This window comes from Sulfitobacter sp. TBRI5, assembly GCF_051013555.1.
Lineage (GTDB): Bacteria > Pseudomonadota > Alphaproteobacteria > Rhodobacterales > Rhodobacteraceae > JL08.
In genome coordinates this window covers 3,173,836-3,197,176 of the sequence record NZ_CP112884.1, presented here as the reverse complement: position 1 = coordinate 3,197,176, position 23,341 = coordinate 3,173,836, and the positions used below count along the sequence as shown (strand labels likewise).

The 23,341-nt window shown below is 56.4% G+C and carries 22 protein-coding genes; 9 read left to right on the top strand and 13 right to left on the bottom strand.

Features of this window, described 5'->3' with window-relative positions:
* Positions 1–15: 15 nt before the first annotated feature.
* Positions 16–1,557, bottom strand: a complete 1,542-nt coding sequence (locus OLX72_RS16050) for a helicase HerA-like domain-containing protein (RefSeq protein ID WP_114870177.1) — start codon at positions 1,555–1,557, stop codon at positions 16–18.
* A 383-nt stretch (positions 1,558–1,940) separates the two neighbouring features.
* On the bottom strand, positions 1,941–2,993 hold the full coding sequence (locus OLX72_RS16045; RefSeq protein ID WP_433989087.1) for a PLP-dependent cysteine synthase family protein: 1,053 nt from the start codon (positions 2,991–2,993) through the stop codon (positions 1,941–1,943).
* A gap of 226 nt (positions 2,994–3,219) precedes the next feature.
* On the opposite strand from OLX72_RS16045, the gene OLX72_RS16040 reads away from it, so the two are divergent.
* Positions 3,220–3,867 (top strand): invasion associated locus B family protein, encoded by a 648-nt coding sequence (locus OLX72_RS16040; RefSeq protein ID WP_433989086.1) that lies wholly within the window; start codon positions 3,220–3,222, stop codon positions 3,865–3,867.
* Between the two features lie 64 nt (positions 3,868–3,931).
* Here OLX72_RS16040 and OLX72_RS16035 read toward each other — a convergent pair whose 3' ends face one another.
* Genes OLX72_RS16035 through OLX72_RS16020 form a run of 4 tightly spaced genes read right to left on the bottom strand, consistent with a single transcriptional unit; the run spans position 3,932 to position 8,190 of the window.
* A complete protein-coding gene (locus tag OLX72_RS16035; protein ID WP_114870180.1) occupies positions 3,932–5,140 on the bottom strand; it encodes a beta-ketoacyl-[acyl-carrier-protein] synthase family protein in 1,209 nt (402 codons plus the stop codon).
* Between the two features lie 25 nt (positions 5,141–5,165).
* A complete protein-coding gene (locus OLX72_RS16030) occupies positions 5,166–5,423 on the bottom strand; it encodes an acyl carrier protein (RefSeq protein ID WP_114870181.1) in 258 nt (85 codons plus the stop codon).
* A gap of 33 nt (positions 5,424–5,456) precedes the next feature.
* Positions 5,457–6,548: a UDP-3-O-(3-hydroxymyristoyl)glucosamine N-acyltransferase gene (gene lpxD, locus OLX72_RS16025; RefSeq protein ID WP_114870182.1), complete on the bottom strand. Its 1,092-nt coding sequence runs from the start codon at positions 6,546–6,548 to the stop codon at positions 5,457–5,459.
* Between the two features lie 28 nt (positions 6,549–6,576).
* A complete protein-coding gene (locus OLX72_RS16020; RefSeq protein WP_433989085.1) occupies positions 6,577–8,190 on the bottom strand; it encodes a L,D-transpeptidase family protein in 1,614 nt (537 codons plus the stop codon).
* A 319-nt stretch (positions 8,191–8,509) separates the two neighbouring features.
* On the opposite strand from OLX72_RS16020, the gene OLX72_RS16015 reads away from it, so the two are divergent.
* Positions 8,510–9,079, top strand: coding sequence for a YcbK family protein (locus OLX72_RS16015; RefSeq protein ID WP_433989084.1), 570 nt, complete (start codon positions 8,510–8,512; stop codon positions 9,077–9,079).
* Positions 9,080–9,246: 167 nt separating this feature from the next.
* Positions 9,247–9,744, top strand: a complete 498-nt coding sequence (locus tag OLX72_RS16010; RefSeq protein ID WP_433989083.1) for a hypothetical protein — start codon at positions 9,247–9,249, stop codon at positions 9,742–9,744.
* A 76-nt stretch (positions 9,745–9,820) separates the two neighbouring features.
* Here OLX72_RS16010 and OLX72_RS16005 read toward each other — a convergent pair whose 3' ends face one another.
* Positions 9,821–10,249 (bottom strand): GlcG/HbpS family heme-binding protein, encoded by a 429-nt coding sequence (locus OLX72_RS16005; protein WP_114870186.1) that lies wholly within the window; start codon positions 10,247–10,249, stop codon positions 9,821–9,823.
* Between the two features lie 15 nt (positions 10,250–10,264).
* Positions 10,265–12,406 carry a malate synthase G gene (locus tag OLX72_RS16000; RefSeq protein ID WP_433989082.1) on the bottom strand — a complete coding sequence of 714 codons (2,142 nt, stop codon included), beginning with the start codon at positions 12,404–12,406 and terminating at the stop codon, positions 10,265–10,267.
* Positions 12,407–12,656: 250 nt separating this feature from the next.
* On the opposite strand from OLX72_RS16000, the gene OLX72_RS15995 reads away from it, so the two are divergent.
* The 4 genes from OLX72_RS15995 (at position 12,657) to OLX72_RS15980 (ending at position 15,679) form a co-directional block, all read left to right on the top strand.
* A complete protein-coding gene (locus OLX72_RS15995; protein ID WP_433989081.1) occupies positions 12,657–13,880 on the top strand; it encodes a tyrosine-type recombinase/integrase in 1,224 nt (407 codons plus the stop codon).
* Positions 13,881–14,249: 369 nt separating this feature from the next.
* The gene (locus OLX72_RS15990) at positions 14,250–14,483 is read left to right on the top strand and encodes a helix-turn-helix transcriptional regulator (protein WP_433989080.1); all 234 of its coding nucleotides are present in this window, start codon (positions 14,250–14,252) and stop codon (positions 14,481–14,483) included.
* A 96-nt stretch (positions 14,484–14,579) separates the two neighbouring features.
* A complete protein-coding gene (locus tag OLX72_RS15985; RefSeq protein ID WP_433989079.1) occupies positions 14,580–14,870 on the top strand; it encodes a winged helix domain-containing protein in 291 nt (96 codons plus the stop codon).
* Between the two features lie 548 nt (positions 14,871–15,418).
* On the top strand, positions 15,419–15,679 hold the full coding sequence (locus OLX72_RS15980; RefSeq protein WP_433989078.1) for a hypothetical protein: 261 nt from the start codon (positions 15,419–15,421) through the stop codon (positions 15,677–15,679).
* Positions 15,680–16,104: 425 nt separating this feature from the next.
* Here the strand turns inward: OLX72_RS15980 and OLX72_RS15975 are convergent, their stop codons facing one another.
* The 4 genes from OLX72_RS15975 to OLX72_RS15960 form a co-directional block, all read right to left on the bottom strand.
* Positions 16,105–16,842, bottom strand: coding sequence for a hypothetical protein (locus OLX72_RS15975; RefSeq protein WP_433989077.1), 738 nt, complete (start codon positions 16,840–16,842; stop codon positions 16,105–16,107).
* Positions 16,843–17,550: 708 nt separating this feature from the next.
* Positions 17,551–18,189, bottom strand: a complete 639-nt coding sequence (locus tag OLX72_RS15970; RefSeq protein ID WP_162798057.1) for a hypothetical protein — start codon at positions 18,187–18,189, stop codon at positions 17,551–17,553.
* Positions 18,190–18,763: 574 nt separating this feature from the next.
* Positions 18,764–18,964 carry a hypothetical protein gene (locus OLX72_RS15965; RefSeq protein ID WP_162798036.1) on the bottom strand — a complete coding sequence of 67 codons (201 nt, stop codon included), beginning with the start codon at positions 18,962–18,964 and terminating at the stop codon, positions 18,764–18,766.
* The gene (locus OLX72_RS15960) at positions 18,934–19,359 is read right to left on the bottom strand and encodes a hypothetical protein (protein WP_433989076.1); all 426 of its coding nucleotides are present in this window, start codon (positions 19,357–19,359) and stop codon (positions 18,934–18,936) included. The genes OLX72_RS15965 and OLX72_RS15960 overlap by 31 nt, the downstream gene beginning before the upstream one ends.
* Before the next feature lie 206 nt (positions 19,360–19,565).
* Here OLX72_RS15960 and OLX72_RS15955 point away from each other — a divergent pair, with 206 nt between their 5' ends.
* Positions 19,566–20,339: a L,D-transpeptidase gene (locus OLX72_RS15955; RefSeq protein ID WP_254684586.1), complete on the top strand. Its 774-nt coding sequence runs from the start codon at positions 19,566–19,568 to the stop codon at positions 20,337–20,339.
* Between the two features lie 350 nt (positions 20,340–20,689).
* Here the strand turns inward: OLX72_RS15955 and OLX72_RS15950 are convergent, their stop codons facing one another.
* Positions 20,690–21,415, bottom strand: a complete 726-nt coding sequence (locus tag OLX72_RS15950; RefSeq protein ID WP_114870425.1) for a winged helix-turn-helix transcriptional regulator — start codon at positions 21,413–21,415, stop codon at positions 20,690–20,692.
* A gap of 130 nt (positions 21,416–21,545) precedes the next feature.
* On the opposite strand from OLX72_RS15950, the gene OLX72_RS15945 reads away from it, so the two are divergent.
* On the top strand, positions 21,546–22,967 hold the full coding sequence (locus tag OLX72_RS15945) for an FAD-binding oxidoreductase (protein ID WP_114870424.1): 1,422 nt from the start codon (positions 21,546–21,548) through the stop codon (positions 22,965–22,967).
* The last annotated feature ends 374 nt before the right edge of the window (positions 22,968–23,341 follow it).

The window sequence follows — 23,341 nt, the reverse complement described above, 5'->3', positions numbered from 1 at the left end:
TACTCGAAGCCCGCCCTATCGCCCCTTGAAGAGACCACCCAGAATGCCGCGCACGATGCGCCGGCCCGTTGTGCCCTTCAACTCCTTGATCACCGCCTGGGTCATCGCGCTGGTCAGGCTGTCATCGCCTTGTGTGCGCCGTGACGTGGACCGGGGCACGCGTTTTCCCTCATAGCGGCGCGCGGTATTGAATTCGCGCAGTTTCGGCTCTTGCTGCTCGGCCTCGGCTTCGGCCTGCTCCGCTTCTGCGGCGGCCGCTTCGGCGCGCTTGGCCAGCATTTCATAGGCGGACTCGCGGTCCTCTACGGTCCGGTATTTTGCGTCCAGATCGGACGCGGCAATCATCGCCTGCCGCTCGGCGCTCTCCAGCGGTCCGACCTGCGACGAAGGCGGGCGGATCAGGGTGCGCTGCACGATGCCGGGTACCCCCTTTTTCATCAGCATTGATGTCACCGCCTCGCCGACACCAACCTCGCGAATGGCCTCTTCGGTGGAAAACGCCGGATTGTCGCGATAGGTTTGCGCCGCCAGCGCAAGGTTCTTGCGATCCTTGGCGGTAAAGGCGCGCAAGGCATGCTGCACACGGTTGCCCAACTGGCCCAGAATATCCTCGGGCACATCAGCCGGGTTTTGCGAGATGAAATACAGACCAACGCCTTTGGACCGGATCAGCCGCGCAACCTGTTCCACCTTGTCGACCAGCGCCTTGGGCGCGCCGTCAAACAAGAGATGTGCCTCGTCGAAGAAAAACACCAGCTTGGGTTTGTCCGGATCGCCGACTTCGGGCAGTTCCTCGAACAGTTCCGACATCAGCCATAACAGGAACGTGGCATAAAGCCCCGGCGACGCCATCAGTTTGTCCGCCGCCAGAATGTTGATCATGCCACGTCCGTCTGCGTCGGTGCGCATCATATCGGCCAGATCCAGCGCCGGTTCCCCGAACAGTTGCGCGCCGCCCTGGTTTTCCAGAACCAGCAACTGGCGCTGGATGGCCCCGACCGAGGCCACCGAGATATTGCCATAGCGCAGCGAAAGGTCGTTTTTCTGCTCGCCAACCCACACCAGCAAGGCCTGCAAATCCTTCAGGTCCAGCAGCGGCAACCCCTGTTCGTCAGACAGGCGGAAGGCGATGTTCAGAATACCTTCCTGCGCTTCGGTCAGGTCCAGCAGGCGTGCCAGCAGCAGCGGGCCCATTTCCGCGACGGTGGTGCGCACCGGATGCCCCTGCTCACCCAGCAAGTCCCAGAATGTGACGGGAAAGCCAGTGTAGGCAAAATCGTCAAACCCGATCTTGGCGGCGCGTTCGCTAAAGGGCGTGTGCAGTTTGCCGGTGGCCGATCCGGGTCTGGCAAGGCCGGATAGATCGCCTTTGACATCCGACAGGAACACCGGAACGCCGGCAGCCGAAAACCCTTCGGCCAGAATTTGCAGTGTGATCGTTTTGCCGGTGCCCGTGGCCCCCGCGATCATGCCGTGCCGGTTGGCATATCCCAGATTAAGGTTCTGTCGTTCGCCGTAATCCGGCCCGCCGCCACCGATAAAAATGCCTGTATCCACCCGTCAAAACCCCCTTGGTATCCTGTCATCGCGCCCCGACCATACAAACTTAACCTTTGAGGGCCATAGTCATTTTTGCTTCCGGCCCGGTGTCCTCCCGGTGTTCGGGGGCAAATTCCTCCCTGTTGGACTGGCCGTGCCTTCGGGTACGGCCTTTTTTCATCGATTTCCGTCCGGAATCCGGTCAGTTCGGGGGAAAAGCTCGGGTTTACTGTTGACCGATGCCAAAGGCTTTCATAACGTACGCTCAATAATAAGTCGGCCAGTCCGACGGGGAGCACTAATTGAAAAGAGGGCTGGTTTCAGCCCTCTTTTCTTGTCTGCAACTCTTGGATAAAAGCGCGGCCCGCCAGACTGTCATCGGGGCGGTCGCGGGCATTGGATCAGGCGCTTTCGGTCAGCCATAAGTTCAGCGCATCGCTGTAATCCCCGATGTCACCGAATGTTTTCTGCACCCAATCCGGATTGTAATAGGTATCCAGATAGCGATCTCCGCTGTCGCACATCAATGACACGATGGACCCTGTCTGGCCCTTTTCCATCATCGATTTTGCAACCGACAATGCGCCCCACAGGTTCGTTCCCGTCGATGCGCCCGGTTTGCGGCCAATCAGTTTGTCCAGCCATAGCATTGTCGCCACGCTGGCCGCGTCCGGCACTTTCATCATGTCGTCGATCACATCACGCTGAAACGATTTTTCAACCTTCGGCCGCCCGATCCCTTCGATCCGGCTTGACCAGTTCTGTGTCAGATCGGGGTCATTTTTAACAAAGCTTTCGTAAAAAACCGAATTTTCAGGATCAACGACCAGCAATTGCGTTTCAAACCTTTTGTAGCGGATATAGCGCCCCAGCGTTGCCGATGTTCCGCCTGTTCCCGCGCTCATCACAACGGTGTGCGGGATCGGATGGGGTTCATGTTGCATCTGGGCAAAGATGCTGTCTGCAATATTGTTGTTGCCCCGCCAGTCCGTCGCGCGTTCGGCAAAGGTGAACTGGTCAAAGAAATAGCCGCCGGTTTCCGATGCCAGTGCCACGGCAGCCGCGTGCATTTGCGGCGCAGAGTCGACGAAATGGCATTTCCCGCCATAGAATGTGATCTTGTCGATCTTGCTTTGGGCTGTGCTGCGCGGCATGACGGCAAAGAACGGCAGCCCCAGAATCTGTGCAAAATAGGCTTCGGATACGGCGGTGCTGCCGGATGATGCCTCGATCACCGGTGTGTGTTGCGTCAGCTTGCCATTGCAAAGCGCATACAGAAACAAGGACCGCGCCAGACGGTGTTTAAGGCTGCCGGTTGGATGCGTGCTTTCGTCCTTCAGATAGATATCGATGTCGCGCAGGCCCGGGATCGGCAGTTTGAACAGATGTGTGTCTGCCGATCGTTGAAAATCGGCCTCAATCTTGGTGATCGCTTCGGAAATCCAGCGCCGCATTGCTCAAGTCCTTGTCTTGCCTGATTGCCGGCACCTCTTACCATATCGGGCGCGCAAGTACACAAAGCCAAAGGGTCTGTCCGCAGCAGTCAATGCCACCGCCGCTTCACAAAAATGTTGGCGACAAATCGCCCCTGACCCCCCTGCCGCCTTTGATAAGGCACTGACAACCGGTCGGGGCCATGCTAAGCCGCATCAAATCAGTCAAGACAAGGATGTTGAGCAGATGCACACATATCTAAAAACCCTTCCGGTCGCTTTCATTCTGGCGCTGAGCGCACCCGCGTTCGCCCAGGACACCACGACAGCGGAACCTGCGGCCGAAGCCGAAACAGCCCCTGCCGAAAACGCCGAAGGAACCGCGCAAGACAACGTGGAAAATGCGCTTTCGATGGGCGAAAATGTCGATGGCACCCCGACATTGGGCCAGCCTTATACAGCCAAGACAATCGGCGCGTGGGAAATGCGCTGCATCAAGACCGAAGACGAAACAGACCCATGCCAGATGTATCAGTTGCTGGATGACGGTCAGGGATCGCCGGTTGCAGAATTTTCGATGTTCCGCCTGCCCGAAGGCGGTCAGGCGCTGGCCGGAGCAACTGTCATCGTGCCTCTGGAAACCGCTCTGGCCCAGCAGCTGACAATTTCTGTCGATGGGGTCAAGGGCAAACGCTATCCTTATGCGTTCTGCAACGCTGTTGGCTGCTATTCCCGCATCGGCCTGACGCAGGAAGATATCGATGCGTTCAAACGTGGAAGCGAGGCCAAATTGACGATCATTCCGGCCCTTGCGCCCGATCAGCCCGTCATTGTGACCCTGTCGCTGCAAGGTTTCACCGCCAGCTATGACGAGGTATCGGTCATCAATCCTTGAACGGATACAGGTAAGTTTTTGCTTTTGCCGCCGTCCCAAAGCGCTTGGGGCGGCGGTTTTGCGTTCAGACCCGGCGCAAGGCCAGAACCGCATTCATACCGCCGAACGCAAACGCATTTGACAGTGCCACATCCACTTTGGCTTCGCGCGCGGTGTTGGGCACCACATCCAGCGCGCATTCTGGGTCCGGCTCTTCATAGCCGATGGTCGGGGCCACGATCCCGTCGCGTAGCGCCATGATGCAGGCCAGCAGTTCCACCGCGCCGGTGCCGCCGATCAGATGACCGTGCATCGATTTCGTCGAACTGATCATCAGATTGTCGGCATAAGGCCCGAACACATCCGCCACAGCCGCACATTCGGTTTTGTCATTGGCCGCCGTGCCGGTGCCGTGGGCATTGATATACCCCACCTCGTCGCGGTTGATCCCTGCATCCTGCAAAGCGCCCGATATGGCGCGCGCCGCACCCTGTTTGGATGGCATCACGATATCGGCAGCGTCCGATGACATGGCAAAACCGGCAACCTCGCACAGAATCTCTGCGCCGCGCGCCTTGGCATGTTCATATTCCTCGAACACGAAAACCCCGGCGCCTTCGCCCTGCACCATGCCATTTCGATTGGCTGAAAACGGGCGGCAGGCATCTTTCGACATGACGCGCAGCCCTTCCCATGCCTTGACCCCGCCAAAGCACAACATCGATTCAGATCCGCCCGTGACCATAACCGGTGACATGCCATATCGCACCATCTGAAAGGCCTGCGCCATCGCGTGGTTGGACGACGCGCAGGCCGTGGAAACCGTAAAGGACGGCCCCTTGAGGTTATATTCCATCGACACGTGGCTAGCGGCGGCATTGTTCATCAGTTTGGGCACAACAAACGGATGCACGCGGTTCTTACCATCTTCGTAAACGCTTCGGTAATTGTCGTCCCACGTGCTGACACCGCCGCCTGCGGTGCCCAGAACCACACCCGATTTGGCGGCCAACTCACCGGTGAACACCAGCCCCGATTGCGCCACCGCCTCTTTCGCGGCGCATAGGGTGAATTGCGTGAACCGGTCATAAAGCGACATCTGTTGCCGGTTGAACAGCCCTTCGGTTTCAAAGCCGCGCACCTGCCCGCCGATCTGGATCGAAAGACGGTCGACATCACGCATCTTTAGCGGGCCAATCCCGCACTGGCCGTCGCGCATGGCAGCCAAGGTTTCCGGCACAGAGTGACCAAGCGCATTGATTGTGCCTGCACCGGTGATCACGACACGTTTCATGTCGCCGCTTTCAAGCCTGGCTTGGTCACGATTGCTCTGCCACCAGTTTTTCGACACCGCGGATAATCGCCGCCACTGTCGAAATGTCAAAATCGCTGGCTTTGGGTTCGTTGGCGTTGAACGGAACGTTGATGTCGAACGCTTCTTCCAGAGCAAAGATACTTTCGACCAGTCCCAGTGAATCGATCCCCAACTCTTCCAGCGTGCTGTCGGGCGTCACATCGGACGGCTCCAGCACGGCCTGTTCGGCGATGATGGCGATGACTTTCTCCGAAATACTCATACACAGGTCCTTTGTATGGGTGCCCCTTGTGACTTAGTCACTGGAACCGGACTTGAAAACCGCTTTCTTAAGCGCCGCAACGTCAGAAAACAGCCGCGGCAACCGGCGGAAACCCTTGTAGGATTCCATGTGGTTTTCCATCTTGATCGCCGGATAGCCCAGCATCACCCGGCCCGCAGGCACGTTTGACATCAGTTTGGTGCCCCCGCCCGTGATCACGTTATCCCCGACAAAAATATTGTCGGACACACCGCTTTGTCCGGCCAGAACCACGTTGTTTCCAATGCGCGCGGACCCGGCAAGCCCGACCTGTCCGCAGATCAGGCAATCGCGCCCGATCTCGTCATTATGGCCGATCTGCACCAGATTATCGATCTTGGTGCGGTCGCCGATGGTGGTGTCTCGGATGGTGCCGCGATCAATGCAGGTATTGGATCCGATTTCAACGTCGTCACCGATCCGGACCGACCCCAGAGAATGGATGCGTGCCCAGCTTTGGGGTTTGCGCTCTGCATCCGCGCCCAGTTTTTCGCGCGCCACCTCAACGTCCGAGCGTTCAGGCGTGACAAAGGAAAAGCCGTCGCCGCCGATACGTGCACCGGGTTGGGCAACAAACCGGTCCCCGATCACAACGCGCGCTGCGATGCTTACGGATTCGCGCAGAAACGCGTCATTGCCCAACACCGCATCGGCCCCGATATAGCAGTGCGGCCCGATCACAGCACCCGTGCCCACTTTTGCACCCGGCCCGATCACACTGAACGCGCCAAGGCACAGATCGTCGGCCACGTGCGCCGCCGGATCAACAAACGCTGTCGGATGTATCCCCTGCCCGAACCCCTGCCCGCGGTCCAGCATGCGTGTCAGGCCCGACATGGCAAAGCGCGGTCTAGGCGCGACAATCGCCGCCTTCAGCCCAAGCGCCTGCCAATCGGCCCCGTCCCAAAGCATTGCTGCCCGGGCCTGACCCTTTGCCAATCCGGACGCGTATTTTTCGTTGGTCGCCAGCGCCAGTTCATCCGGTCCGGCATCGGCCGGTTCCGCAGCCCCGGTAATGCGCAAATCCGTTGCGCCAAAGGCCTGCGCGCCCAAGGCATCCGCAATTTCCTGAACAGTGTACTGCATCTTTTGGCCCTCACATTTGGGCCAGTGATTACCCCTGAACGCCCCGCAGCGCCACCCCTGCTGATTGCAGCGCATCCCAGATTTTCGCATCACGGCCATAGATGTCGCGGCGGTACTGGATGGCGCCCTTGGCGTCGGAAAATGCGGTGCGATAGATAATGTGCACGGGCACGGGCTGAACCAGATCAACCTGTGTTTCCTTGCCGGTGCTCAATTGTCTCTTGAAAAAGCCCTCGGGGTCATCCGTCTGCTTGGCCAGCAACGTGTAGGCAAAATCAAACGGGTCGGCCAGCCGGATACAGCCATGCGAATAGGCCCGAACCTCGCGACCGAACAGGTTTTTCGCGGGGGTGTCGTGCAGATAGATGTTGTAGGGGTTGGGGAACATGAACTTGACCAGCCCCAGCGCATTGCTTTGGCTGGGCGGCTGGCGCATCGCAAACGGAAAGCTGCGCGCGGTGAACTGGGAAAAGTCCGTCGCCTCGCGGTTGATCCTGCGGCCCCGGCTGTCGGTGATTTCGATATGCCCCACCGCATTCGGGTTCTGCTGCAGTTGCGGCAGGTATTCCTTGGTCACGATCGAACGGGGCACATACCAGCTGGGGTTGATCACCATAAATTCCATCACATCGGAAAACTCGGGGCTGCGGCGGTCACTGGTATTTTTCCCAATCACGGAACGGGTTTCGAATGTCAGCTTGCCGCTGTCGTAGATCTTGGCGGAAAAATCCGTGAGGTTGACCGCTATGTGACGTTCGCCGCGATCCCGCGGCAACCAGCGTTCCCGCTCCATTGCGACAATCACGGACTGAAGCCGGTCCTGCATGGATCGGTTGATTTCGGCAAGTGTATCACCGCCGGCCACCCCATCAGGCGTCAGGCCATGGGCCGTCTGAAAGGCCAGCACGGCAGTCTGAATTTCAAGATCAAAGCTGCGCGTTGTTGTCCGCTCCAGATAGCCCTTGGCGATCAGACGGTTGCGCAGGGCCACGACGGCATAGCCGGTTTGCCCGAATTCCAGCTTTTTACCCGGCACCGTGGGGCCCCAGCCACCACGCGCCAGTTCCCGTTCAAGCCTCAGCTTTTCCTTCATCAAAGCAAGGTATTCGGGCGTTCTTGGCGGCAGGTCGCGCAGATAGTCACGCGGATCGGCGGTTGCAAATTCCGGCAGGAATGTTGCGCGGTCCTGATAGGGAACTGTGCGCACCAGGCCCGGATCAATTGAAGACGGCACGACCACCCCGGTCTGAATGTCACGGGCATAGGCCAGAAACCGTTTGCTGAATTCCACTTCCAAGAGCCCCATGTCACGGGCGCTGCGGGCGGATTTGGTCTGCGCCATCAATCCTTCGATGTCATAGCGTGCGTCGGGCAATCCATGTTCGGCGGCATGGGCCAGCGCCTGCATCAGTTCCCCGCGCCGTGCGCGATCCTGTTCGCTGTTGCCTGTCCAGATCGGTGCATAACCGTTGGACTGGTAAAACGCTGCAATGTCCTTGTCGCGCGATGCGGCCTCGGCGACAGCCTGTTTGAATGCTGTAACCTGCGCCGCCACCGGGCGGGCCATACCCATCAAGGCCACAAGGGACACAATGCAAAACGAAAACAGGGAAACTCGGACCAGTCGGTGTACCAGATGCATTGCTATCCTCTTGTTTCAAACGCGATGTCCCTTCATGTCACGCAAGGCGGGCAGGCATGTCCATTCACATTTGCGCGGGGTCAAAAAGCAAGTTGACGCTGGTGCAACCTTGCATCGTATTCGCGAGAGGGATCTGAACGACCAATCAGATTTGCGCAAGAACCCGCCGAAATGCCGCAATTACGTCAAATCGAAACAATCCGTGCTTGGTTCACGAATCTTCGTATGCAATAACGTCGATGCATCTGGGGATAGATGGATGCCCGTGTAACATCACGGGCGGGCAGGAACAAAAACATGTGCGGGACACAGCAGTAACATGACAGATTCTATATCGACGGGTCTTACCCGGCGTGCCCTTCTGGGTGCGTTCGCGGCGACTGCCGTCACGGCAGCACCCACATTTTCGAACGCAGCAGGTTTCTTGCGCGGATCAGGCGATATCCGCCGCATCCGGATGTATTCGGGCCGCACCGGTGAACGCATCGACATGATCTATTGGGTCGAAGGCAAGTACATCAAGGACGCTGTGAACGAAGTGAACTACTTCATGCGCGACTGGCGTACAGACGGCGTAAAGACAATGGACCTGCGCACCATTGATATCATGGCCGCCGCCCATAACATGATGGACATCAACGAACCCTATATGCTGCTTTCGGGCTATCGCAGCCCGCAAACCAATGCGATGTTGCGTTCGCGGTCCCGCGGTGTTGCCAAGAACTCCCTTCACATGAAGGGCCAGGCCGCAGATTTGCGCCTCAACTCGCGCTCGACCGGACAGATGGCCAAGGCCGCAGCGGCCTGCCGCGCCGGGGGTGTAGGACGATATTCAGGGTCCAACTTTGTCCATATGGATTGCGGACCCGTCAGAACCTGGGGCGGATAACCCAAGGACAAACCTCAAAGAATTCAGACGCCTTCGGGCGTCTTTTTTTTCGTGAAAGTTTTGTAAATCGGGCCATATGCCCTTTGCTCTTGAAATCCCTATGGTAGATTTATGTTCATTGCTGTCATCCCATGGCATCAAGTTCTATTTCAAGAAAGGAACAAACAATGCGATCCCTGACCCTTATTTCCTGTGGCGCGGCACTGGCCTTTGCCGCAACAACCGCATCTGCTGAAACATTCGAAAAATACGGCGAAGTCGAAGGCTGGAAGGTTTTCGTGGACGTTGAAAAGAATTCCTGCCTGATCGAAAAAATCGACGATCTGGAAAACGTGGTCCAGATGGGCCTGACCGCAGATAAATCGGCCGCCTATGTCGGTGTGTTCACCAAAGGTGAAACCACTGTCAAAAAGGATGAAAAGGAAGCCGTTGCCATTGCAATCGGGGAAAACGTGTATCTTGGCGAAGCCACCGGGATGCGCGGCAACATTACCAAAGGCTATTCGGGCGGCTACGTTCTGGCCGATGACCCGCAATTCATCGAAGACATCGCTCGCCAGTATGAAATGGTGGTTTTTCCGGAAAAGGAATTCGCCTTTGTCGTCGATCTGACCGGCACACTCAAAGCCATCGAAATGGTCAAAACCTGCATCGACGAGCGCTGATCGGCGCCACTTGAAGAATGGGCCGGTGCTGCACATTGATCAGCACCGGCCCTTTTTTGGTCAACGGGTACGCCCGTCAGATTTCGGCAACCAGTCCTGCCGCTTCGATACCGGCCATGGCCGCTTCGGCGTCTTTGTCGCTGGTGTCGCCGGTCACGCCGACCGCGCCCAGCACGTCGCCCTTGGCATTGCGTACCAGCACCCCGCCAGGAACAGGAATAACCTTGCCGCCATAAACGCCGTTGGCCGCCGTCATGAAATAATGCTGGCTTTCGGCGCGGGCCATTTGTGCCGTGCCGGCCATACCCAGCATCACAGTGCCGTAGGCCTTGCCCTGCGCGATGTCAAACCGGCCGGGGCTGGCGCCGTCTTCGCGTTCAAACGCCTTGACGTGCCCGCCTGCGTCCAGCACCACAACGCTCATCGGCTTGAGGCCCATTTCGCGGCTTTTTTCCAGTGTCTTGCGCACGATGGTGCGTGCTTTTCTCAAACTGATCTCGGCCATATCCGGTTCATCCCTTTATGAAAGTGCTTTGAATTGAAGGCGGCGCGCATGCAGCACCGGTTCGGTGTAACCAGACGGTTGCACGCGTCCCTTGAACACCAGATCACAGGCCGCCTGAAACGCGATTCCGTCAAAATCCGGTGCCATCGGGCGATAGCCGGGATCGCCTGCGTTCTGTTCATCGACCACAGCCGCCATCTTTTGCATCGCGCCCATCACCTCTTCCTGGCTGACCACCTCGTGATGCAGCCAGTTCGCGATATGCTGAGCTGAAATACGGCAGGTGGCGCGGTCTTCCATCAGGCCGACATTGTTCATGTCCGGCACCTTGGAACAACCAACGCCCTGATCGATCCAGCGGACCACATAGCCCAGAATACCCTGTGCATTGTTTTCAACTTCGCGGATGCGCTGGTCATCGCTCCACTTGCGATAGGCCGCCAGCGGAATGTCCAGAACCGTATCGACATAAGCGCGACGCCCGCCCGCACGGATTTTATCCTGCACCGCAAACACATCGACCTTGTGATAATGCAGCGCGTGCAATGTGGCGGCTGTCGGGCTGGGCACCCAGGCGCAATTCGCACCCGCCTTGGGGTGTTCGATCTTCTGTTCCAGCATCGCTGCCATCATGTCGGGCATGGCCCACATACCCTTGCCGATCTGCGCGCGCCCCTGCAAACCACAGGCCAGCCCGATATCCACGTTCTGGTTTTCATAGGCCGTGATCCACGCCTTGCGCTTGATGAAATCCTTGCGGCTGAATGGCCCCGCCTCCATCGAGGTGTGGATTTCATCGCCGGTGCGGTCCAGAAAGCCGGTGTTGATAAACGCCACCCGCGATTTGGCTGCCCGAATACATTCCTTGAGGTTGACCGAAGTGCGCCGTTCTTCGTCCATGATGCCCAGTTTCACGGTGTGGCGCGGCAGGCCCAACGCATCTTCGACCCGTGAAAACGTACGGTCGGCAAAGGCAACCTCGTCCGGGCCGTGCATCTTGGGTTTCACCACGTAAACAGATCCGCGCAACGAATTGCCCCCGTCGCGCTGCAAATCATGCATGGCGATCAGGGTGGTGATCATGGCATCCATCAGCCCTTCGAACACTTCGTTGCCATCCTTGTCCAGAATGGCGGGGTTGGTCATCAGGTGGCCGACATTGCGCACCAGCATCAGCGCCCTGCCCTTGACCGTCACGTCCGATCCGTCCGGCGCGGTATAGGTACGGTCGGGGTTCAGCCTGCGTTCAATGGTGCGTCCGCCTTTTTCAACGTCCGTGCTCAGATCGCCCTTCATCAGGCCCAGCCAGTTCCCATAGGCCAGCACCTTGTCTTCGGCATCCACACAGGCCACCGAATCCTCGCAATCCATGATCGCGGACACAGCGCTTTCCAGTACCACATCGGCCAGTCCGGCCTGATCACGGCTGCCAATCGGGTGGGTGCGGTCAAACACCAGTTCCGCATGCAGGCCATGATTGACCAGCAGCACGGCATCGGGCGCCTTGGGATGGCCGCGATAGCCGACAAATTTTGCAGGGTCGACCAAGGGCTGATCATCCACCAGCAACGCCCCGTCACTGATATGATAGCGGCGCGCATCCGCATGGCTGCCCCCGTCAATCGGAAACGCTTCGTCCAGAAACACACGGGCGCGGGCCACAACGCGCGCACCGCGCCCCTTGTCATACCCGCCCTTGGGCGGCGCACTGCCCATCGCATCGGTGCCGTAAAACCCGTCATAAAGGCTGCCCCAGCGGGCATTGGCCGCGTTTAACGCATAGCGGGCATTGGTGATCGGCACCACCAGTTGCGGCCCCGGCACGTTGGCAATTTCAGAATCCACATTGCTGGTATCGATTTCGAAATCATCGCCTTCCGGAAGAAGATAGCCGATCTCGCCTAAAAAGGCACAGTAGGCATCGTGATCATGGGGCTGGTTGCGGCGTTTGATGTGCCATGCATCGATCTGGGATTGCAATTCTTCGCGCCGCGCCAGAAACGCGCTGTTTTCCGGACCAAGATCATGAAGCAATGCGGAAAACGCCGACCAGAACGCATCCGCTTCAATCCCGGTACCCGGCAAGGCGTGATAGTTGATGAATGTTTCCAGTTCCTGTGCAACCTGCAACCCGTGCACTACGTTCCGTTTGACCATACTAAACCCTTTTCTGAAGTGTCGCGCGCACGCTATGCAGTTGCATCAAAAGAGGCAAGCAGACGCAGGCCCATTCAGCCGACAAAAGGGGTTAACCCGTGAAAATTGTTGTGAAATGGCGGACCCAAGATCCGCCATATCTAGTTCCAAGCATTTCCTTAAAATGCTTTAAATCAGTTGGTTAAGGCAGTTATAGATCTTGATTGTTCCAGTACTGTCCCCCATATTCCCACTATCGATGGGGGACGAAATGGCGGACGCAGAAAAAGCAATCGAACACAATGCGCCTAACAAGCGGTCGGAAAAGGCATTGTCAGCCGCTTTTGTGCGCACTGTCACCACCCCTGGTAAATACTTCGATGGTCACGGCCTGCTACTCAAGGTCGATAAATCCGGCGCAAAACGTTGGGTGCAACGCATCGTCATTCGCGGCAAGCGGACCGAGATTGGGATGGGGAGCGCGTCACTGGTCACTTTGGCAGAGGCGCGGGAAACGGCATTGCAGAACCGCAAGCTTGCGCGGGCGGGCGGCGACCCCCTGCAAGCCAAACGCACTTCAGAAGCTTTGCTGACGTTTGAGGAGGCATCCCGCAAAGTTCACAAGATCCATGAACCGACATGGCGCAACAAAAAACACGCGGCCCAATTCATATCGACGCTGGAAACCTACACCTTTCCCCGCATTGGTAAATTGAAGGTGTCAGAAGTCACCACAGCGGACGTGCTGGCGGTCCTGCAACCGATATGGCTGGAAAAGCCTGAAACGGCTCGTCGCGTCAAGCAACGCATCGGGACGGTTATGAAATGGGCCATTGCAAATGGCTGGCGGCAAGACGACCCCGCAATTTCTGTTGCCAGCGCGTTACCTAAACAAGATAGAACGCCAGCACACCGCAAGGCGCTGCCTTACGACAAGGTGCCGGAATTTCTGGAAACGCTCAAAGCGTCAGATGCGTTGGACGCAACCAAGTTGGCGCTGGAGCTGTTAATCCTGACCGCATCACGGTCCGGCGAAGTGCGCTTGGCGGATTGGTCGGAATTTGACCTTGAGCAAGGTATCTGGACACGCCCAGCACAGCGCATGAAATCCAAGAAGGAACACCGCGTCCCCCTCTCCGGCCGCGCATTAGAATTGCTGTCAGAGGCGCGCAAGTTGGGGACGGGTGAGGGTCTGGTTTTTCCCGGCACAGTGCATGGCAAACCGTTGTCCGACATGACGCTTTCCAAGCTGACTAAATCGTTGGGCTATGACGTAGACGTGCATGGGTTCCGCACGTCATTCAAGACATGGGCGCAGGAACGCACCAACACACTCCGCGATGTGTCCGAAGCAGCGTTGGCGCAAGTTGTGCAGAACAAGGCCGAGGCGGCTTATGCGCGGTCCGACTTTTTCGACAAGCGGAAAAAGGTAATGAACGGGTGGGATGCCTATGTGCACGAGAGTAGCGCGAACATCGTCACTCTAAGCCTGTAACTTGTGCAAAACTCTTTCCGGAACCGAAGAAGAAGCTTGATAATAGAGCCAATTCTGGGTGAGCAATCCACAAATTATTGGGACCGTCCAATGCTGTGCGTAGAATTTTGTCTTATCTCTGAGTCCACACACTATCCACAAAAACATACATTTTGCGCTAAGGAACCGTTGGGGATAAATTGAACCAATCGGGAACATCCGCAAGATGTTGCCGCAAGGGAATCAACTGTGGTAAAATGTAACTGTCGGGAACAAAGCGATAAGCCCGATGGGTTGCCCTGACCGCGCCAACGGTCAAAGCAACCGGAACAGGATAGAAAGTCAGTCCCTATTCCCGTTCATCCATCGCAAAATTAGGGCCAAGTTGCAATGAAAATTGCGCAAGGGTCATTGAGACGAGGGATATTTATGTCTTCAGAGTACTTACGCCGCCGTGCCGTTGAAACGGCAACAGGTCTAAGCCGCAGCAGTATCTATGCCATGATGGATGCAGGAGAGTTCCCCCGCCCCATCCGCATTGGCAAGCGTGCGGTCGCGTGGCCTTCAACCGCCATTGAGGCTTGGTTGGCAAGCCGTCCTGTTTCAAAAGGTGCTGCCGGATAAAACAACACCCGAACCATGAAACAGAGGGTCCGGGCGCTGGATAGTCTAAGCAGCTAACTCATACCGCTCTGCCCCTCAAAAATCAATGAGGCAGAAATGCATATTCACGTCACCATATTGGGCGGCGATTGCCCCCGCACGTTTGAACTAAAGGGCCGTCTGGGCTGGGCTATGGCACAACTTGCCAAAGCTGGCGCACGAGGCGCCACGCCGATTGAACACCCCGCGCCGCGTTGGTCAGCCTATGTCCACGAACTGCGCGGCATGGGTATTCCGATCAATACAGAGATGATTGTCCACGGCGGCGCATATTCTGGTCACCATGCCCGCTACACGCTTGCGTGTGATGCGTCCGTGTCCGTGTTGCAGGAAAGGAGCGCAGCATGAACAGCACGTCCTCACAGATCGACCCGCGCATCATGCGCAAAGCCTGTCACGAAACCTCCGACACCTACGGGGCAATAGTCGCCGTATCGGACCATAAACACCGCGTGATTGTCTGCGGGGATGGCATCCAATGGATAACCCAGCGCCGCAAATCAGGTGGCGCAGAGCGGCCTTGGCGGGGCTTGGGCTACTTCCGGACCCGCAAAGCTCTCATCCGAGCGTGCGCCTTGCTAGAATGTGAGATTGAACCCTCTGAAATGTCATTGTTGGCGGAACTGCCGGACACGATAGGCCGGACAGCATGAAAGGCGATAAAAAACGGTGCCAGCCGCCATCACAAGCCGTACGGCGCATCATGCGCAAACATGGCCTGCCCGAACCCAGCGCCCGTTCCTATGCGCTCCTGGCATATGGGGAGGCGTCATTGGATGGCCACTAAGCCCTACAAGAAACATAAACGAGGGGCTGGGCGTCACGTCCAGCTTCCCGAATGGCTGCAATCCTCTAAAGCGTGGGCGACACTGAAGCCGGGGCCAAGGGCACTCTATGTGGAACTGAAACGACGCTACAATGGTGTGAACAACGGGCGTATCCATCTCAGCCACCGTGATGCGGCCAAGGCGCTGAACGCTCACCGCAATACGGTCGGGTCATGGTTTGAGGAACTTCAGAAACGCGGCTTTATCCGCATGACGCAGGGGCCGCATCTTGGCCCGTCCGGTATTGGCAAAGCGTCCATGTGGGCATTGGATGAAGAAGCAACGCCAGATATGAAACCTGCCCTCAAGCGCTTCATGTCATGGACCTAAAAACGAAAGCCCCGCACAAAAAACAGGACACCCTGTCACAATGATTGTGACGGTGCGCTGTTTTAACAGTGGGAAACAGGCAAAACTGTCCCAAAAATTGTGACGCATTTCGCCAAAAAACGCAAATCCGCGTCACAAAAAACAGGACATATATACATATAGCCATGGGCAGGGCTTCGGGTCGAAGGAATACGTCTCGGTATTAGCCTCGCACTGTGGTCAATCCAAATTGACGTTGGCGGTCAAAACCGGACGTTCGTGCAAAATGCAGCGAATGACCGCATCGAGCCCTGAGCAGACAAATGGATTGCCGCAAATCTCGCTCCTCGGCACCGTTCAATGCACACTATCTACAGCAGGAGGTGCAGATATTTCCAAACTTTGCCTGCCCATCAATATTCAAATCGGATCAACATAATCCGCCGTCAGTCGACGTGTAATGGCACAATCGAGTCAGTGTGAGGCAAGCCCAACTTCCCGCGAATCTCCTCATAGTCAACCGCACTACGCACTATCTCGCTGGCTAGTTGATTACTCTCGTAGACAGCGTCAGGAATGGACTTCGTGTCTGATAACTGGCTTTCACGTCCGAACTCAGCAACTGTCATCATTCGTTTTACGTCGTCGAACCGGCCTCTGGCGCCAAAAAAAGGAAGAAGCTGATCGTTCACGATCGACAGCCCGTTCTGCGATAGTAAGTCTTCGAAGCCTATGACAAGCTTAGGCAAATCCGAAGCGAGATAGTGATCTATTAGCACATACCAATTTTCAAGTTCAGAAATAACAATTCCTGACATCCTCTCAGGCTTTCGAAGCTTTCTGACTTTCTTCCACCTCCGAATTCCGCGGAGATCGTTTGTGCTTCGGATGAGTTGTGAGACGACACATTTAGCTGGATCACGTACTACGAGGCACAAACGCTCGGTCAAGTATCCGTCTCGACGCAAGCTGAGTTCCTCAGAAATCCAATGAATTTTTTGCGCGATTGGCTGTTCCGAGCTTTTTTCGAATGGTGTGATCTTCTCCGCAGAGAAACGATCACGAATAGGTGTGTCGAGTGAATTACCTCTGCAGCCCAAGGTTGGTTGCCCGCTCGCCGCTTCTAGAAATGCCCTGACCATATGATTTCCGCTGCGCGGATAAGACATAAGAAGTGCAACCATGACGAACAAGCCTTCCTCTTTAGCTCAATAGCACCAAATGTCGCTCTGACATCTAAGGTTGTAATAGGCCCCACCAAAAACCTCAGCCTTATACTCTGCGTGTATAGGGAAATTAGGCACAAAGTATCAATACCGCGGGTTGTTGCCAATCCATTAAGCCTTGATTCAAGGAAGCGAATTGAACAGCATCTATGTCCGCGTCTTGATTGTCGATCTTTGTTGCAGCGAAGGAACCAATGGTCATCCTCATAGACCGTGATGGTCGGGAAGGTTCTATCGAATACCGAATAAAAACCGCCGCGCGACGGATGGGCGTTGCCTACCAGACTATTTCAGATGACAGACTGCTTCGCTGGCAGATGACAGCATATTTCCGGCAACGGCGCGCTGAGTTGCTAGCTCAAACGCAGGGCGACTGAAGGAGCAGAACCAAACGAAATTGCAGCAGAATGGGCCACCCATAAGGCCGCATAGCGGACCTTCGCTACGCGGCAGGCTATGACCGAGTTGCGGACTTTTCTGCCATTCGAGTCGATCAAGGCATCTGGCGCTTTCGACCCAGAGCCGACCTTGATCGTGCGCATAGATTGCTGCGGGGGCAAGGAGCGAAGGCGCTGCCAAGATGAGAACGTACAAAAAATGACACCAAAAGCGACCAAGAGAGGCGCGCGCCTTAGGCGGTCCAAGAGGCTACTCGAGTTCTCTTTTTCAGTCACTTGTCAGGTTCCCTGGCTGGTCCAATTTCATACGCGCTGCCGCCACCCTACCGGGTATCAAATCGGCCTTCCAAGCGTCCCAATCACCCCCGGCGCCCATATAGCCGGAATAGACCTTTGCGATGAGATTTGGATCAGCGGAAATCTCTTGCCACGAAAGCATTGATAGCTGGGGATGCTTCTGACGCAAACGCTCCAGAAGAACAGCGGCGCCCCAATCCGCCAAACCTGGTTGCTCCGCAAGATACACGTAGAGCCAGTGAAAGTCCGCAAGGGGACTGCTTTGCAGTTCGAGATACCCATTTTGAAGCGCCCAAGGGATAACCTCATCTAGAGTATGTCCCTTAAGGCGAAATGGCCCAACTGAAAAATCAAACCGGTAGACAAGTGATGGGGCCAAGAACGCAGCGACATCTTGCCCATTTTCGATCAGACGGCGGAGCGCAGGTTGTTGGGCATAGAAATCACTTTCTGCCTGGCGAACTGCCAATAAGACTTCAGATGATACAGATGGCGTCACGATTGAGAAATCGACCTTCGCGAGGGCGTTCACGCGACTAACAAGGAATAAAGTTGTCCCCAACGCTCCGACAAGAATGCCTAGCAGGCCACCTATAAAAAGCTTTGCCAAAGTGCAGCCCTTTCGCTTGAGTTGAACACAAAGCCGTAGTGCCGGAGGCATGTGTGACAGATAAAAAGCGGCTTAAGACCCCGCTCCTCATAGTTTGGACAATTTTGCGCTTTGAGCAATCTGCTATCTGCCGGCACTGTCCAGTCTAGGTTTCGTCTTTTCTCCACCAGCCCATGATTGGAGGCACGCCAACTAGAACGGAATGACGGCATCAAAGGTTGTGGAAACGGCACAGCCGACATTCAAAAGTTGTGCAGCATTATGCACTTTGGGCTCAAGGCAATCATTCGACTGTTCTTCTCTGATGGCCGGTTCGTCGCGTTAAGCAGCCGCTCACAACCGGAAATTCGAAGTTTTGGTTCTAAACGACTGCTTTCACCAGGACCGGACGTTCGCTGCGGTTGCGACGTATGTCTCACATGCGGGACGAAGCAGTCGTCGAACTTGGTAACAGTGAAGCTAAGCATAGCTGGCCCCTTACACCGCGCGCCCGTGCACTTTGAACGAGCCAAACATCTCGGCGCATTGTTCATCAGCTCAACCAGGCGCATGGGGTTAGCGTCACTTTCCATCCTTACCCCTCACCTCTATGTGTGTCATTGCCCAAAATGGCCTTACCACCACCCTCGACATTCACATGCTGCACCGTGACGGTTTGCTTGCCACCGTTTCGATGCTTTTGCAGAGCTTCCATTTGCGCGGCAAACGTTCGGGCCAGCTTGTTTACGATCCGCTCATGCACTTCTAGCTGTTGGAAGGTATCGACGCCTGCCATCTGCCGCGCATGGTGGCAATGTGCACGGCAGTCATCTGCGTGGCCAGCATAGCCTCGATCCTATATTCCGGGGTAATCTCCGCCACAATGGCAACGGCAAATGATTTGTCCTTCAGATTGTGTATTGATTTTCCAGATACGTTTACCCAGTGCATAAGCAGCGCTTCGGCAAACTCGCTGGACGAGCCGCCGAACAACGTGCTGACTTGGCCGTCGGCTCTTTGAATAACATTAACACTGCCATCATCGTTCATCTCAAATTCTGGCAGCTTTTGCTTCCCCCGCCGCACCGGTTTGACAAGCGGTGCGCCCTGTTTAGCACCTGTTTTTTCAAGGTTGGATTTTCCGTTCGCCATGCTGCCAGGAATCATCGAGCTGTTGAGAGTACCTTGCATGAAGATGGGTAATATAACACCCCAAGCACTGGGTACTTTCTGGAGATGAAGTTGCGCTGGAACCAAAACGACGCACTCTCGTTCCTAACTGAACAGCGAGACAGCGGGCCAAAGATGATTGATTGGGCCACAAAGAATTGGCAGGATGCACCGGAAGGCATGCCACTTGGGGAATGTCGGTTCAAATATTTGCCCGGACACTTTCAATGAATATTTTCCCAATCCGAACCGTTCTGTTGTGCGCCCTGCTTGGTACGTTATCGGCCTGTGCTGCATCCAATCAATCCCGGGATATGCCGCTTGCAGAAGTTGGGACATATGGTCCGATAACGGATGGCGACATTACAATTCCAGCCGTCGATCCGGTGTATTTGGAAGAACCGAACCGGCGTGTTGAGGTGTCGTATTACGGCAATGAAGAGCCCGGCACAATCGTGGTCGATCCTTTTGCTAAGTTCCTTTATTTTATTGAAGAACCGGGTGTGGCGACACGGTATCCCGTTGCCGTGGGTCGCGAGGGGCGCGGTTTTCGGGGTCGGGCCACGATCCAACGCAGCGAGGCGTGGCCGGGCTGGACACCGACGGCAAACATGCTGCGCACCGAACCCGAAGTCTATGGCGCCTTTGCAAGAGGCATCCCCGGTGGCGTCGCCAGCCCGCTTGGTGCGCGCGCGCTGTATCTTTATCGCGGTGGGCGCGATACCAAATACCGCATTCACGGAACCAATGACCTGCAGTCAATCGGAAACGCAAGTTCTGGCGGGTGCATCCGATTGTTCAATCAGGATGTGATTCACCTTGCTGAACGAACACCTATCGGCACCAAAGTGGTGGTGCGAACCTATGATGAATCCGTCTTGGCCGAAGGAGAAGTGATGGCCAACCGGGGCGTCGAGCTGCCACCGACCATTGTGGACCCAGACGTGATCTATGCAGCGGTCGAGGCCGAAAAACTGCGCAGGGCGCAGCAAGTGGAATAGGCTTTCGAACGACGCATTGGCCTTTTGGGGATCGAGGTGGCGCGTGGCAGGTTCTGTTTCCCGTCAGCCAAGTTCGCAAAACGTCCGGTCAAACCCTTGAGCGACAACATTGACATCCTCCATCGACAGGTAAATCGGCGGGACCAATCCTACCAGCCCCCGGAAACACTTCGGGCATTCCGTCCAACAGGGCAAGAACTCTGAGGGTTTCACCGAAGCGGGCGTTCCCATTGGTCTAAAGGGCAGAAATCCAAACCGGCCATTCGCCGCGCCTGCGACAAATGGCTGACATGCGGACTTTTCAGACACTCGCGGCAGTAACACGAATGACCGCTTCCCCGTCAGAGATACTATGTCGAACCTGCGCCACCCACGCGATTTTCTATAGGTTGCTTAGAAATACCGGACAAGCCGCTGAGGCCCAGCCAATCACGTGACCTTTTGACGATTGCTTCTCGACCGGTGATATCGATGGCACCCTCCCTCACCGCGTCATCGAGATCGCGCCAGCCCATCCAGACGCGGGTCATGGTGCGTAAATCTGTCTCGACGAAAACATCAATCTCACGCCCTGGATCGACATAGCACAGGTCGACATCATCGCTTTCAAAAACGAGCCAATGATCTGTCAATCCGTCCGGCGCGTCCGAAAAGATGAATTGCACGGTGAACGGGTCAGGTAGAAAGCTTGCGGGCTTTACGTTGCGCCGCATGTCCCACATCAAAAATCGAACGTCGATGTCCTTGAGGGACGGCTCTTCGTCGATCCATTCCTGGCCCCAGATCGCCATCGCACGAACCACGCTCGACAATGCTTTTCCGGCCTCTGTAAGCCGGTAGTCGCCTGACTTTCCCCGCGTTCCTGCACGGTGTTCGACAAGGCCGCATTCTTGCAGGTCACGCAGCCGTCGCGCCAGTAAAGATCGAGAGGCAAGCGGCAGGCCCCGTGCGATATCGTTGAAGCTGTTCGATCCGTCGAGAAGCTCGCGGATTACGAGCATCGTCCATTTGTTGCCGAGCATTTCGCTGGCCATCGCAAGCGGACAATACTGACCGTAGCCTTTTTCAGAGCTCATCTACGTTACCTCCGTCTATACTTACATACTCATGGCGCGTCTCACGAACCAGTCCAATCCGTGGACTGGTTTTTCGCGCCACCGACCTGCAACGTGATTATCGAATCCACGCAGAACCACGGAGGAAAAGATGGGCACAGAATTTCAAACCCTGAATGGGGAACGAATGAGCATTGGCGAAGAAGCGATCAACGATCTCGAAACGGCAATGAGGGGCCGACTCCTTCGCAAGGATCACCCTGACTACGACAATGCCCGGCGCATCTGGAACGGAATGATCGATAAGCAACCTGCCCTGATCGCCGAGTGCACTGGCACCGCAGATATTATCACCGCCGTCCAGTTTGCGGCTGAACATGGACTGCTGACTTCGGTGCGTGGCGGCGGACATAATATCGCCGGAAGCGCGGTTTGCGACAATGGACTCATGATCGACCTTTCGGGGTTGCGGGCCGTTCGCGTCGATCCTGAGGGGCGGCGGGCATTCGTTCAGCCCGGGGCATTGCTGGGTGATGTGGATCACGAAACCCAGGCCTTCGGTCTGGCCGTGCCGACCGGGATCAATTCTACGACCGGAATCGCCGGTCTGGCTCTGGGGGGTGGCTACGGGTGGCTGTCGCGCAAGTACGGGCACACCGTCGACAATATCGTCTCGGTGCGGATCGTGACCGCCGACGGCGGTTTGAAAAGGGCATCCGCAGATGAAAACGCAGACCTATTCTGGGCAATCCGGGGTGGCAGTGGCAATTTTGGCATCGTGACGGAATTCGAATTCGAACTTCATCCAGTCGAGACGTCGATGATGACGGGTCCGGTCGTTCATTCGCTTGAGGACGCAGCATCCGCCCTGAAAATGTATCGCGACATCGCGGCCAGATTGCCCGACGAAGCGACCTGCTGGTTCGTGCTTCGAAAGGCACCGCCACTCCCGTTTCTTGCGCCCGAGCATCATGGCAAGACTGTCCTGCTGATGCCCATGGCCTTTGCCGGTTTGCTTAGCGAGAGCGAGGAGGCACTGGCTCCGCTGCGGTCAATCGGTAACCCCATCGCCGATGGCGTTTCACTGCATCCCTACACCGGATGGCAATCGGCCTTCGATCCCCTGCTTACTGAGGGCGCCAGAAACTATTGGAAGTCGCACGACTTCACGGAACTAACTGACGATGTGGTCGACCTGATGGTCGAGGCGGCGAGTGATCTGCCGACCGACGAGTGCGAGATATTCGTCGCACAGTTGGGCGGGGCAGCAGGTCGTGTAGATGAGGACGCGATGGCTTACGCGCACCGGAAAACGCGCTATGCGATGAACATTCACGCCCGATGGACCAATGAAAATCAAGATGCGGTCTGCAAGACGTGGGCGCGCGCGTTGTTCGACAAGGCCACACCGCTCGCTGAAGGCAGTGTCTATATCAATTTCGTTCCTGAAGCCGGAGAAGAGCGGAGCAAAGGCGCGTTTGGCGCCAATCAGGCGCGGCTTGAGAGCATCAAGGCAAAGGTCGATCCAGCCAATCTGTTCCGCGCCAATGTCATGATCCAGCCTGATCCGTGAATTTTGCAGGCAGAAGGTATCGAAATTGAGGGGGGATGCGCCCGGCACATGGGCCGACGGCGCGCCCCATTTCTGTAATGAGAAGCAGTCATTCGCGCAAACCGCAGCATCGGTGACTCTGGGCTCAAGGCAGTCATTCGCCGCGGAGCGCACCAAGGTCCGCTTTGCCGAATTCATCAATTTTCGGTCTTGTAAATCCAGAGCCTAGTATGCGGGTGCTGGCGTTACGCATGGCGCAGGAAACTTATGCCGGTGTCGGGTTGTTTGGGCGCATGATTCCGAAGCGAGAGTATCCGCAAGCCCGATTTCTTTGACGCAGGTGGCGACTCACCCAATCGCTAAGTTTTGTTGTAGTTTTTGGATATGGGAGAAGG